The organism is Alistipes megaguti, from assembly GCF_944320325.1.
Taxonomy (GTDB): Bacteria; Bacteroidota; Bacteroidia; order Bacteroidales; family Rikenellaceae; genus Alistipes; species Alistipes megaguti.
This window is the reverse complement of sequence record NZ_CALUHA010000030.1, coordinates 1-12602: the sequence shown is the minus strand read 5'-3', so window position 1 is coordinate 12602 and position 12602 is coordinate 1. Positions and strand designations below refer to the sequence as shown.

Annotated in this window: 12 protein-coding genes; 11 read left to right on the top strand and 1 reads right to left on the bottom strand. The window is 64.0% G+C overall.

Translation table 11 applies throughout. The features are described 5' to 3' along the window. The first annotated feature begins 1 nt into the window (after nucleotide 1). From PUQ42_RS08215 to PUQ42_RS08170, 10 genes are all read left to right on the top strand, one after another. On the top strand, nucleotides 2-859 hold the full coding sequence (locus tag PUQ42_RS08215) for a vWA domain-containing protein (RefSeq protein ID WP_273372817.1): 858 nt from the start codon (nucleotides 2-4) through the stop codon (nucleotides 857-859). Between the two features lie 4 nt (nucleotides 860-863). Next, the gene (locus PUQ42_RS08210; RefSeq protein WP_273372815.1) at nucleotides 864-1838 is read left to right on the top strand and encodes a WG repeat-containing protein; all 975 of its coding nucleotides are present in this window, start codon (nucleotides 864-866) and stop codon (nucleotides 1836-1838) included. A 92-nt stretch (nucleotides 1839-1930) separates the two neighbouring features. Continuing rightward, a complete protein-coding gene (trxB, locus tag PUQ42_RS08205; protein WP_273372814.1) occupies nucleotides 1931-2866 on the top strand; it encodes a thioredoxin-disulfide reductase in 936 nt (311 codons plus the stop codon). Then, nucleotides 2863-3786: a ribonuclease Z gene (locus PUQ42_RS08200; RefSeq protein WP_087404242.1), complete on the top strand. Its 924-nt coding sequence runs from the start codon at nucleotides 2863-2865 to the stop codon at nucleotides 3784-3786. The genes trxB and PUQ42_RS08200 overlap by 4 nt, the downstream gene beginning before the upstream one ends. Continuing rightward, nucleotides 3783-4538, top strand: a complete 756-nt coding sequence (locus tag PUQ42_RS08195; RefSeq protein ID WP_273372812.1) for an RNA methyltransferase — start codon at nucleotides 3783-3785, stop codon at nucleotides 4536-4538. The genes PUQ42_RS08200 and PUQ42_RS08195 overlap by 4 nt, the downstream gene beginning before the upstream one ends. A gap of 162 nt (nucleotides 4539-4700) precedes the next feature. Further along, on the top strand, nucleotides 4701-5798 hold the full coding sequence (gene pdxA / locus PUQ42_RS08190) for a 4-hydroxythreonine-4-phosphate dehydrogenase PdxA (RefSeq protein ID WP_273372810.1): 1098 nt from the start codon (nucleotides 4701-4703) through the stop codon (nucleotides 5796-5798). Between the two features lie 92 nt (nucleotides 5799-5890). Further along, complete coding sequence (gene thrS / locus PUQ42_RS08185) at nucleotides 5891-7852, top strand: threonine--tRNA ligase (protein WP_273372808.1); 1962 nt, start codon at nucleotides 5891-5893, stop codon at nucleotides 7850-7852. Between the two features lie 105 nt (nucleotides 7853-7957). Then, nucleotides 7958-8578, top strand: a complete 621-nt coding sequence (gene infC / locus PUQ42_RS08180) for a translation initiation factor IF-3 (RefSeq protein WP_420534957.1) — start codon at nucleotides 7958-7960, stop codon at nucleotides 8576-8578. Between the two features lie 144 nt (nucleotides 8579-8722). Further along, nucleotides 8723-9694: a LuxE/PaaK family acyltransferase gene (locus PUQ42_RS08175; protein ID WP_273372806.1), complete on the top strand. Its 972-nt coding sequence runs from the start codon at nucleotides 8723-8725 to the stop codon at nucleotides 9692-9694. A gap of 57 nt (nucleotides 9695-9751) precedes the next feature. Continuing rightward, nucleotides 9752-10405 (top strand): acylneuraminate cytidylyltransferase family protein, encoded by a 654-nt coding sequence (locus tag PUQ42_RS08170; RefSeq protein WP_087404237.1) that lies wholly within the window; start codon nucleotides 9752-9754, stop codon nucleotides 10403-10405. A 167-nt stretch (nucleotides 10406-10572) separates the two neighbouring features. On the opposite strand, the gene PUQ42_RS08165 is transcribed toward PUQ42_RS08170, so the two are convergent. Next, on the bottom strand, nucleotides 10573-11457 hold the full coding sequence (locus PUQ42_RS08165) for a hypothetical protein (RefSeq protein WP_273372803.1): 885 nt from the start codon (nucleotides 11455-11457) through the stop codon (nucleotides 10573-10575). A 65-nt stretch (nucleotides 11458-11522) separates the two neighbouring features. Here PUQ42_RS08165 and PUQ42_RS08160 point away from each other — a divergent pair, with 65 nt between their 5' ends. Beyond that, a complete protein-coding gene (locus PUQ42_RS08160) occupies nucleotides 11523-12452 on the top strand; it encodes a glycosyltransferase family 2 protein (RefSeq protein ID WP_273372801.1) in 930 nt (309 codons plus the stop codon). Nucleotides 12453-12602: the final 150 nt, after the last annotated feature.

The following is a 12602-nucleotide window of genomic DNA, read 5'->3' as shown; positions in this document are numbered from 1 at the left end:
CATGTACACACAAAGCATCACACGCTCCCACCGCACGGCCTTCGTGCTGCTGATCGACGGTTCGGGATCCATGGCCGAGGAGATCGACGTCCACGGCCGGCGCATGACCAAGGCCGAAGCCGTGGCCTCGATCACCAACGGACTGCTGTTCGAACTGATCGAACGGGCCCGCCGCAACGACGGCGTGAGGGATTACTACGATATCGCCGTATGGAGCTATTCGGGCAACGACGAGGTCTACTCGCTGCTGCCCGACGGCGTCGAGATGATCTCCGTGGCGAAGCTCGCCGCCCTGCAGGTCCCCATGCGGCGCGAGGTCATCGAGTGCCGGATGCCCGACGGTTCGACGGCCCTGCGCGAGATTCCGGCTCCGGCATGGGTTGCACCCGAGGCTGCCGGGCAGACGCCGATGTATCAGGCGCTGGACCAGGCTGCGGAGCTGCTCGACGCCTGGTGCCGCCGTCCGGAGCATGCCGAGAGCTTCCCGCCCACGGTCTTCAACATCACCGACGGTGAGGCCACGGACTGCGACGACGAAGAGCTGCGCAGCGTGGCCGAACGGCTGCGCGGACTGCGCACGTGCGACGGCAACGTCCTGCTCGTCAACATCCACATCGCTCCGGGCGACTCGCAGCGGGCGGTCTTCTTCCCCTCGGAGGAGGAGGCCGGCTACCCGAACCGCTACGCGCGGCTGCTCTACGACTGCTCGAGCCCGATGCCCGAGGTCTTCAACGAGGCGATCCGCGATGCCAAGGGGCCCGGCGCCCTGCCTCCGTTCCGGGGCATGAGCTACAACGCCTCGGCCGAACAGCTGATCGCCATGCTCAACATCGGTTCCATCAGCGTCAAGATCGAATAGCACCATGACACCTACGATCCAAACTTTCATCCGGGCGCTGCTGACCCCCGACCTCTGCTTTTCGCACCTGACCGACGCCCGGGCCGTGCCCGGCCCCGAAGGACTGCCGCTGTTGATGCGCACGACGCGCTTCGCCGAGGCGCAGATCGACTGGCAGGGACACCGCTGGCTGGTGTCGATGCCCCTCTCGTCGTCGGCCATCCACTCGGTCGAGCGCACCGCCTCGCGCATCGGCCGCCTCAATTCGGAGTGGCTCTCGCCGTACCGGATCCTTCCGGGCGAGATGCGCTGGACAGGCCCCACGGGCGAGGAGCTCCGCTGCGATCTGGTGCTGGAGTACCTCCCGGAGGGAATCTCCTTCGAAGAGGCCCTGCGCCGCGAATCGACCGATCGCCTCCTCACGGCCCTCAATACCCTGCAGCAGGCGCTCCGCACGCTGGAGTTCGCCCACAACAACCTCCGGCCGCGGAATCTGCGCTGGGTCGGCGACCGCTTCATACCGCTGCGCTACCACGACGCCCGGTTCGGACACCCGGAGAACGACGAACCCTCGTTCGAGGATCTGCGCGCGGAGGTGCTCCGCCGTTCGGACCCGATGCAGGTCTCGGATGTCGAGATGCACTACAACCCGCTGCGCAGGCTCACCGGCCACCTCTGGACCAGCCAGTTGTCCGAAGGGCTGGTCTGCGTCGAAGACGAGAGCGGCTACGGCTTCGTGGATGCCGAAAACCGCGTGGTGATCCCCGCAACACTCCGCTGGGCCGGCGACTTCCACGAAGGCCGCGCCGAGGCCGAAACCGATACGGGCATGGGACTCATCGACCGGCAGGGACAATGGATCATCCCGCCCATCTACGAAATCATCGACTACGACCCGGTCGAAAGCAACGTCTTTGTCCGCAAGGAGGGGCTCTGGGCCGAATTCGACTATCTGGGACGCCGGCAGTCGGAGTTGGGCGAACGCTCGGCCCGCCCGTAACCCCAGGGGGGGGGCAGCCGGAAGCGCCGGATCCCGAAACTCCCGAACACACAACACAGGCAAAAGAATACGAACAATAAAAACAAGACACCATGGAAAACAACCAAACTGAAGAGGTAAAGGCCCTGATCATCGGAAGCGGCCCGGCCGGCTACACGGCCGCCATCTATCTGTCACGCGCCAACCTGGCACCGGTCCTCTACGAGGGCATCGAACCCGGCGGCCAGCTGACCACCACCACCGAAGTCGAGAACTTCCCGGGATTCCCCGAAGGGGTAGACGGCCCGCAGCTGATGGCAAACATGCGCCAGCAGGCCGAACGGCTGGGCACCGACCTGCGGTCGGGCAGCATCACGAAGGTCGACCTCTCGGAGCGTCCGTTCCGCGTCGAGATCGACGGCGAAAAGGAGATCCTGGCCCAGAGCCTCATCGTCTCGACAGGCGCCACGGCCAAATACCTCGGCCTGCCCTCCGAGACGAAATTCCGCGGACAGGGCGTCAGCGCCTGCGCCACGTGCGACGGATTCTTCTACCGCAAGAAGGATGTGGCCGTTGTCGGCGGCGGTGACACGGCCTGCGAGGAGGCCACCTACCTCGCCTCGCTCTGCCGCAAGGTCTACATGATCGTCCGCAAACCCTTCCTGCGGGCCTCGAAGGCGATGCAGGAGCGCGTCTTCCGCACCGAGAACATCGAGGTGCTCTTCGAGTACAACACCGCCGAGGTGCTGGGCGACGAGCAGGGCGTGACGGGGGCCCGTCTGGTGAAGACGGACGGTTCGGAGCGCACGATCGACATCGCGGGCTTCTTCCTGGCCATCGGCCACCACCCCAATACGGAGCTCTTCGCCGGACAGCTCGAACTGGACGAGGAGGGCTACATCCGCGTCGAGGGCAACACGTCGAAGACCTCGGTCGAGGGTGTCTTCGCCGCCGGCGACGTGAAGGATCCCCACTACCGTCAGGCCATCACCGCCGCCGGTTCGGGCTGCATCGCCGCCCTGGACTGCGAACGATTCCTGCTGCGGTGAGTTTCGCGGTAACCATACTGGGCTGCTCGTCGGCCAAGCCGACTCCGAACCGCCACCCCTCGGGACAGGCGGTGAACATCCACGAGCAATACTACCTGGTGGATGCCGGCGAGGGGACGCAGCAGCAGCTGATCCGTTACGGGATCAATCCGCTGAAGCTCCGCGCGGTATTCATCTCGCATCTGCACGGCGACCACGTCTACGGCATCTTCCCGCTGATCTCGACCCTGGGGCTCTACGGGCGGCGCACGCCGCTCGAGGTCTATGCCCCGGCGCCGTTCGGCGAGATGCTGGAGGCCGACCTGCGGCTGTTCGACGCCGACCTGCCCTACGAAGTGATCTGGCACCGGGTCGACACCACGAAGCACGCCCTGCTGATGGAGAACCGCACGGTGGAGGTGTGGAGCATCCCGCTGCGCCACCGGGTGCCGTGTGCCGGGGTGCTTTTCCGCGAGAAGGAGCCGCCGCTGAACGTCGACAAGTTCAAGATCGTGAAATACGGCCTCTCGATCGCCCAGATCACCGCCGCCAAGAGAGGGGAGGATGTCACGCTGGAGTCGGGCGAGGTGATCCCCAACGGCGAGTTGACCTACCGCCCCTACCGGGCCCGGTCGTACGCCTACCTCTCGGACACGAACTTCTCGGCCCGGGCCGCGGAGCTGTGCCGCGGGGTGGATCTGATGTATCACGAGGCGACCTACGCCGCCGCCGAGCAGCGTTCGGCCCGCGACCGCGGCCACTCGACGACGCTCGATGCAGCGAAGGCGGCGCTGAAGGCCGGGGCCCAACGGCTTATCATCGGGCACTACTCGTCACGCTACAAGGACGAAGGGGTGCTGGTCGAGGAGGCCCGGACGCTCTTCCCCGACACCTGGCCCGCCACCGAAGGGGTTACCTTCCGCATAGACAAAGAAGCATGACAAAAGCCGAAATCCAACTCGTCCGCTCGCTGGCCGACAAGCGCGGCCGCACGGAGCAGGGACTCTTTCTGGCCGAGGGCGAAAAGCTCATCGGCGAACTGCGCACGTCGCACCTGCGCGTGCGGCGGATCTACGCCCTCGAGGGGATCTTCGCGGGCGACGAGGTCGAGGTGGTCACGCCGCGCGAGATGGAGCGTCTCTCGCAACTGAAGACGCCGTCGAATTCGGTGGCCCTGGTCGAGATCCCCCGCTACCGGCTGCACCCCGAAGAGCTGCGCGAACGGCTGACGCTGGCCCTCGACGAGGTGCAGAACCCCGGCAATCTGGGGACCATCATCCGGCTGGCCGACTGGTTCGGCATCCGCGACATCCTCTGCTCGGAGGGGACAGCCGACTGCTTCAATCCGAAGGTCGTGCAGGCTACGATGGGGGCCATTCTGCGCGTGCGGGTCCACTACACGGATCTGGCCGCCGCGCTCACTGCGGCCGCACGCGACGGGGTACCCGTCTACGGCACCTTCCTCGAGGGGGAGAACCTTTACGAGAGCCGACTCTCGCCCGCGGGCATCGTCGTGATGGGCAACGAAGGCCGCGGAGTAACCCCCTCCGTGGCGCAATGCATTTCCCGAAAACTCTTCATCCCGCCCTGGCCCGCCGACCGACGCGGTTCGGAATCGCTCAACGTCGCCATGGCTACGGGCATCGTCTGCGCCGAATTCCGGCGCCGGACCGCCATGTACGGGGCGAAATGACCCCCGCACGGAGCGAATACGGCGAAAATCGCATTTTTTATCCCCCGCCGGAGCACGCCATATTCCGAAAATTTATACTTTTGTGAGTTGAAACAGTTGCATTTGGCCCCGGAACCTCCGATCGGAGGAGACACCCCGGAACCGGCAACCCGAAAAAGAGTTATGACCGAACCCAAATACAAGATAGGCATCACGCAGGGTGACCCCAACGGAATCGGCTGGGAGGTGATCATCAAGACACTCTCCGACCCCCGTATCACGGAGTTCTTCACCCCCGTTCTCTACGGATCGCCCCAGGCGGCTGCCGCATACCGAAATACCCTGACGGAGGTCGAACAGTTCGCCCCGACGACCGTCGCCTCGGCCGCCGAGGCCCGCCGCGGACGAATCAACCTCGTCGCCTGCGGCCAGATCGCCCAGGTCGAACCCGGGAAACCCACCCCTGAAGCCGGCCGTGCCGCCGTCGAGGCGCTGCGCACGGCCATGCGCGACCTGAAGGCCGGCGAACTCGACGCACTGGTCACCGCCCCCTTCGACAAGGAGACCGTCCAGAGCGACGACTTCCGCTTCACGGGACACACCGAATACCTCGCCGCGGAACTCGGAGGCGAGTCGATGATGATCATGTGCAGCGACGTGCTGCGCGTGGGGCTGGTCACCAAGCACATTCCCGTCTCGGAGATCGCCGCCCGCATCACCCGCGAAGAGATCCTCGCCGATCTGCGGATCTTCAACCGCTCGCTCATCGAGGACTTCGGCATCGTCCGGCCCCGTATCGCCGTGATGGCCCTCAACCCCCACGCCGGTGACGGCGGACTGCTGGGCCGCGAGGAGCAGGAGATCATCCACCCGGCCATCGTCGACGCCTTCCATGAGGGGATTCTCGCCTTCGGGCCCTTTGCCGCCGACGGGCTCTTCGCCGGCGGAGGCTATGCCAAATACGACGGCATCCTGGCCATGTATCACGACCAGGGGCTGGCACCCTTCAAGAGCCTCTCGCCCGACGGAGTGAACTTCACCGCCGGCCTGCAGGCCGTACGCACCTCGCCCGACCACGGCACGGCATTCGACATCGCCGGCAAGGACAAGGCAAACCCGCAGTCGATGCGCAACGCCATCTACACGGCCATCGACATCCTCCGCCACCGCGCCCAGTGGGCCGAGTGGAGTGCCAACCCCCTGCCCCGTGCCGAACGCGAAAAATCGGCCCGCGACGGCGCAAAGGAGACTCCGCAGAATGCCAAGGAGCCCAAAGAGTAACAGAAAAACAAAATAACGGACAAACCCGAAGTGTATTCCGTCTCGTAATTGTGGAAGCACCGAAGGCCCCGAAAATTTTAATAAAAACCTTTATGATCAAAATCACTTTCCCCGACGGTTCCGTACGCGAGTACGCCGAAGGGACAACTGCTTACCAGATCGCCGAGAGCATCAGCCCTCGTTTAGCTGCGGACTCGCTGGCGGCCTCGGTAAACGGCGCAACGGTTGACATGATGCGCCCGATCGACGCCGATGCCTCGATCAAATTCTACAAGTGGGACGACGCCGAAGGCAAGCACGCCTTCTGGCACACCTCGTCACACCTGCTGGCCGAAGCCCTCGAAGCCCTCTATCCGGGCATCAAGTTCGGTATCGGCCCCGCCATCGACAACGGCTTCTACTACGACGTCGATTCGCCGACGCCCATCACCGAAGCCGATCTGCCGGCCATCGAAAACAAAATGGTGGAACTGGCCCGCAACAAGGAGCCGCTCGTTCGCCGCGAGGTTCCCAAGGCCGAAGCCCTCGAGACCTTCACCCGGAAGGGCGACCAGTACAAGGTCGAACTCATCTCGGATCTGCAGGACGGTACCATCTCCTTCTATACCAACGGCGCCTTCACGGACCTCTGCCGCGGTCCCCACATTCCCAATACGGGATACATCAAGGCCATCAAGCTGACCTCCGTGGCCGGAGCCTACTGGCGCGGCAACGAGAAGAACAAGATGCTGACGCGTATCTACGGCATCTCGTTCCCCAAGAAGTCGATGCTCGACGACTACCTCAAGATGATGGAGGAGGCCAAAAAGCGCGACCACCGCAAGCTGGGCAAGGAGCTCGAACTCTTCACCTTCTCGCAGCGCGTCGGCCCGGGACTCCCTCTGTGGCTGCCCAAAGGCGCCGCCCTGCGCGACCGTCTGGAGCAGTTCCTGCGCAACGTCCAGAAGCAGTACGGATACCAGCAGGTCATCACCCCGCACATCGGCAACAAGGAGCTCTACGTCACCTCGGGCCACTACGCCAAGTACGGCAAGGACTCGTTCCAGCCGATCCACACCCCGATCGAGGGCGAGGAGTACCTGCTCAAGCCGATGAACTGCCCGCACCACTGCGAGATCTACCGCTCGAAGCCCCGTTCGTACAAGGAGCTGCCGGTGCGTCTGGCCGAGTTCGGCACGGTCTACCGCTACGAGCAGTCGGGCGAGCTCCACGGACTGACGCGCGTGCGCGGCTTCACGCAGGACGATGCCCACATCTTCGTGCGTCCGGACCAGCTGCTCGAGGAGTTCGAGCGCGTGATCGACATCGTGCTCTACATCTTCAAGACGCTGAAGTTCGACAGCTACACGGCACAGATTTCGCTGCGTGACCCCAACAACAGGGAGAAGTACATCGGCTCGGACGAGAACTGGGAGAAGGCCGAGTCGGCGATCATGCAGGCCGCCAAGGAGAAGGGCCTCACGACCGTCGTCGAGTACGGCGAGGCGGCCTTCTACGGCCCGAAGCTGGACTTCATGGTCAAGGACGCCATCGGCCGCAAGTGGCAGCTGGGCACCATCCAGGTGGACTACAACCTGCCCGAGCGCTTCGACCTCACCTACAAGGGCGCTGACGACAAGCTCCACCGCCCGATCATGATTCACCGCGCGCCGTTCGGCTCGATGGAGCGCTTCGTGGCCGTGCTGCTCGAGCACACGGGAGGCAAGTTCCCGCTGTGGCTCTCGCCCCAGCAGGTCGTCGTGCTCCCCATCTCGGAGAAGTTCAACGACTACGCCCACAAGGTGTCGGACTACCTCAACGGCTTCGACGTGCGCAGCGAGGTGGATGACCGCAACGAGAAGATCGGCCGCAAGATCCGCGACAACGAGCTCAAGCGCATCCCCTACCTGCTGATCGTCGGCGAGAAGGAGGAGGCCGAGAACCTCGTGTCGGTCCGCGCACAGGGCGAGGGCGACAAGGGCCAGATGACGACGGAGGCCTTCCGCGACCTGATCCTCGGACTGGTCAAGCAGGAGGTCGAAGCCAACCGGCTGAAGGGTCCCGCAAGCAGGTAACCAACCGCATGCCGCCACCGAAGGGAGCCTCTTCGTCCGCGAAGAGGCTCCGGCGGATGGCGGAAAGGCAAAGAAAAAATAATAACCACTTAACACACAACAACTATCGCAGCACCGAAACCATTCCCGCCGAGGCCGTTCAACCCCGGGAATAACCGGCCGAAACCCGCAGCCGGCACCAACAACCGCACAGGCCACCGGCCGCCCGAAAAGGAGAACCCGCACCGCATCAACGAGCAGATCACGGCTCCCGAGGTGCGCGTCGTGGGCGACAACATCCCCGAGACGAAGGTCATGCCGATCCGCGAGGCCCTGCGTCTGGCCGACGAAATGGAGCTCGACCTGGTCGAGATCTCGCCGAAGGCCGATCCGCCCGTCTGCCGCATCATCGACTACCAGAAGTTCCTCTATCAGCAGAAGAAGAAGGCCAAGGAGCTGAAGGCCAACCAGGCGAAGGTCACCGTGAAGGAGATCCGTTTCGGACCCCAGACCGACGACCACGACTACAACTTCAAGCTCAAGCACGCCATGAACTTCCTGAAGGAGGGGTCGAAGGTCAAGGCCTACGTCTTCTTCCGCGGACGTTCGATCGTCTTCAAGGAGCAGGGCGAAATCCTGCTGCTGCGCTTCGCCACCGATCTGGAGGATATCGCCAAGGTGGAGATGATGCCCAAGCTCGACGGCAAGAAGATGAACATGATGCTTGCACCCAAGTCGAAAAAGTAGTGCGCTGCACCGGATGACGCCTCCATGCCCGACGAAAAGCGGGTTCGGGACGGATCGACCCGGATTGTATGAAGAAGGGACAACCCCCGGAGGAAGATTCCTCCGGGGGTTGTCGTTTGTCGATTTTTGTGTACCTTTGCATTGATGATCTCCACCGACGACATATTCCTCCTCGCGGAGGGCGACAAGGCCGCCTTCGAAACCGCGGCACTGGAGCTGTTCCGCTTCCAGGCCGAAGCATGCCCGCCCTATCGCGAATACCTCGACCGCATCGGCGTCCGACGGGAAGCGGTCGCCTCGCTGCGGCAGATTCCGTTCCTGCCCATCGAGCTCTTCAAGAGCCACAAGGTCTACTGCTGTGCGGAACCGCCCGAGGCGGTCTTCACCTCGTCGGCCACCACGGGCATGATCCCGTCGCGCCATCCGATGCGCTCGCTGACCCTCTACGAGCAGGCATTCCGCGGGGCATTCCGCGCGTTCTACGGCGATCCGTCGCGATGGAGTCTCTACGCCCTGCTGCCGAACTACCTGCGCCGCAAAGGGTCGTCGCTGGTCTACATGGCCGACCGGCTGATCGCCGACTGCGGGTCGGGAGGCTTCTACCTGGACGATTACGACGCGCTGCTGCGCGACATGGCCCGGGATCCAAAGCCGAAGATCCTGCTCGGCGTGAGTTACGCGCTGTGGGATCTGGCCGAACGCTACGCCCCGAAGCTGAACAACACCATCGTCATGGAGACCGGCGGCATGAAGGGCTATCGCGAGGAGATTCCCAAGGAGGAGTTCCACCGCATTCTGTGCGACGCCTTCGGCGTGGAGGCCATCCACTCGGAGTACGGCATGGCGGAGCTCACCTCGCAGGCCTACTCACAGGGCGGGAACCGGTTCCGCTGCCCGGCGTGGATGCGGGCCGTGTGCCGCGACGTAAACGATCCCTTCGAGGGGTTGCCCGCGGGCCAGCGCGGCGGGCTGAACATCATCGACCTGTCCAACCGCTGGTCGTGCGCCTTCATCCAGACGCAGGATGTCGGACACGTCGACACCGACGGTTCGTTCGTCGTCGAGGGACGGGTCGACCACGCCGAGATCCGCGGCTGCAACCTGCTGGTCCAATAAGAGGGAGCCGTCGGGATCGCGCCGTCAAACACCGCATCGACAAAAAGATTCATACGCATGAAAACCGTTGCATTCGTACCCATCCGGCTCAACAGCCAGCGCGTGGCGGGAAAAAACCTCCGCCCGTTGAGCGGTTCGCCGCTGATGTGCCACATTCTGCGAACCCTGACGCAGGTCGAAGGAATCGACGAAGTCTACGTCTACTGCAGCGACGAAAGCATCCGCCCGCTGTTGCCCGACGGGGTGCGGTTCCTGCGCCGCGACACCTCGCTGGACCGCGACACAACGCTCGGACGCGAGATCTACGACGCCTTCACCGCCGAGGTCGAGGCAGATCTCTACGTCCTGGCCCACGCCACGTCGCCCTTCATCCGGCCGGCAACGATCGCCGAAGCGCTCGCAAAGGTAAAGTCGGGCGAGTACGATTCATCGTTCAGCGCCGAGCGGATCCAGACCTTCGCCTGGTACGAGGGGCGGCCGCTCAACTACCGCCTCGACAACATCCCCCGCACGCAGACCATCGAACCCGTCTACATCGAGACGAGCGCCTTTTTCATCTTCTCGCGGGAGTTGTGGTGCGGCCGCGGACAGCGCATCGGCGACCGCCCCTGGATGGCTGTCGTCGACCGCATCGAAGGGCTCGACATCGACTATCCCGAGGATTTCGCCATGGCGGAGATCATTGCCGCCAGCCGCAACCTGCCGCAGTAGGTGCGGAAAGAGGGGCACCCGACTGCGTAAATGAACGATCCGGAGCGGAGATCCCGCTTCGGATCGTTTGCATAACAGGGCGCCTTGCCGGAACCGACCACATGGAGCAACCGATCGGCGAACCGGACAGTCCGGATGAAACCGGGCGGTCGGAACGGTCGGGGCGGTCAGTCGAGCGGATCGCGCTCGTAGGCGTCGATCAGCGAGCCGCGCGTGCGATTGACAATCCGCGCCCCGAGCCACGCGGCATAGTCGCGCAGGATCTCGTGCCCGCGGAAGAGTTCGGCCACCTCCGAGAGGTAGAGCGCCATCGTATAGGGGCGCGGAGGAACCTTCTGGAAAATCGGCTTCGGGGCGACGGGCGTCGTGTCGTAGTAGTGGCTGTCGATGCGGCAGAGGCGGTTCTCATCGTCGACCATGAGGCCGTCGAGCAGCGTATGGTCCACACCGTAAAGCTCCACCGTGCGGTAGTCCAACAGCAGGGCAATGTATTCGCACACCTGGACCACCGTGCCGAAGTTGGCACTCCCCAGTCCGCGGCGGAAGAGCCGGCGGCGCAGCGACGGGAAGCCGTTGTAGAGCTGCGTGTGGAAGGGGATGATGCGGATCCGGGGATTGGGCAGCACGGCCCGATAATCGAAATGTTCGGGGTTGTAGTACTGCACGTAGAGGTGCATGGACCACGTGACCCGGGCGTTGAGCGTGCGGTAGAGTTCGTCGACCCGTTCGCGCTGGGCGCTCCGGCGGAAGAACATCGGGTCCGACAGCACATAGTAGGCCGGGCGCAGTTGGTCAAACCGCTCATCGAGGGCGAAGAAGTTGACCGCCATAAAGTCGCGCTCCCGGGCCGCCCCGCTTTCGAGCAGCCGGGGCAGTTCGCGCCCCAGCGAGGGACCGTTGCCGAGGATGGCCGCAACGGGACGCGGACGGCCGACCGTACCGGCCCGCCCGACGTAGTTGCGGAAATTCTCCTTCCAGGCCATGACGGCCAGATAGAAGACCGTTTCGTAGAGATTGCGCACGAAACGGTCGACTTTTTCGAATGCGGTCATACCCCCTGATTTTCTTGCAAAAGTAGCAAAAGATCGGTATCTTCGCAAAAATTCACCCCGCAGCCATGCCGAAAACCACCTTCACGGTCGTCATTCCCCTCTACAACAAGGAGCGCGAAATCGAAGCCACACTCCGCTCGGTGCTGGCACAGAATCGTCAGCCCGAGGAGATCGTGGTCGTCGACGACGGCTCAACCGACCGCAGCGCCGAGGTGGTGCGCCGTATCGGATCGCCGCTCGTGCGGCTTATCCAACAGCCCAACGCCGGCGTCAGCGCCGCCCGCAACCGCGGCATCGCCGAAGCCCGCAGCTCGCACATCGCCCTGCTGGACGGCGACGACGGCTGGGAGCCCGGCTATCTGGCCGCCATGGAGCGTCTGATCGACGACTACCCCGACTGCGGACTCTACTGCGCGGGGTTTACGATCGAGAGCCACGACGGTACCTTCCCCGCCCCGGGGCTCGACCGCCGGGGGGTGGTCGACAACTTCTTCCGCGACTCGGCCCACCGCTACATCGCCATCCCCTCGGCCAGCTGCATTCCCCGCCGGGTTTTCGACACCATAGGGGGATTCCCCGTGGGGATGAAGATCGCCGAGGACCTCTATCTCTGGATCGAAATCGCCCGCCGCTATCGGGTCTGCTACACCCCCGAACGGCTGGTCCGCTATTCACGCATCGCACAAAATCGATCGGCTTCGGGCTACACCCCCGAACGGACCGACTTCTCGTTCGAAAAGCTCTATAACCCCGATGCTCCCGAGGAGGAGCGCGAATTCATTGCCCGGGCGGCGCTGGGCAAGGCGCTGGTATTGAGTGTCAAGGGGGACACCGAAGCAGCGGCCCGCGCGGCGCGTTTCTTCGCCTGGAGTCGCGTCTACCGCCGTACGCTGCACAAGGTGCGGCTGCTGAACCGGCTGCCCGTCGCCTGGCGCTGGCCGCTGCTCAACGCCTACAACGCCGCAGCGTGGCGTCTGGCCCGGAAAGGATTATGAAAAATATCATTCGATAACCATGAAAACACTGCTGAAAACACTGCTGACGGTACTCCTGCTGTATGGCGCCACGGGCGCCACGGGCGTCACGGCCCAGGAGACCCGCACCGAAACCCTCCGTTCCGGCGGAGTCGAGCGAACCTATCGCCT

Excerpts from the sequence above, each read along its gene's own strand:
- pdxA (WP_273372810.1), top strand. The coding sequence starts at position 4,701 with ATGACCGAACCCAAATACAAGATAGGCATCACGCAGGGTGACCCCAAC.
- PUQ42_RS08170 (WP_087404237.1), top strand. The coding sequence starts at position 9,752 with ATGAAAACCGTTGCATTCGTACCCATCCGGCTCAACAGCCAGCGCGTG.
- PUQ42_RS08165 (WP_273372803.1), bottom strand. The coding sequence starts at position 11,457 with ATGACCGCATTCGAAAAAGTCGACCGTTTCGTGCGCAATCTCTACGAA.
- trxB (WP_273372814.1), top strand. The coding sequence starts at position 1,931 with ATGGAAAACAACCAAACTGAAGAGGTAAAGGCCCTGATCATCGGAAGC.
- PUQ42_RS08210 (WP_273372815.1), top strand. The coding sequence starts at position 864 with ATGACACCTACGATCCAAACTTTCATCCGGGCGCTGCTGACCCCCGAC.
- thrS (WP_273372808.1), top strand. The coding sequence starts at position 5,891 with ATGATCAAAATCACTTTCCCCGACGGTTCCGTACGCGAGTACGCCGAA.
- PUQ42_RS08175 (WP_273372806.1), top strand. The coding sequence starts at position 8,723 with ATGATCTCCACCGACGACATATTCCTCCTCGCGGAGGGCGACAAGGCC.
- PUQ42_RS08195 (WP_273372812.1), top strand. The coding sequence starts at position 3,783 with ATGACAAAAGCCGAAATCCAACTCGTCCGCTCGCTGGCCGACAAGCGC.
- PUQ42_RS08215 (WP_273372817.1), top strand. The coding sequence starts at position 2 with ATGTACACACAAAGCATCACACGCTCCCACCGCACGGCCTTCGTGCTG.
- PUQ42_RS08160 (WP_273372801.1), top strand. The coding sequence starts at position 11,523 with ATGCCGAAAACCACCTTCACGGTCGTCATTCCCCTCTACAACAAGGAG.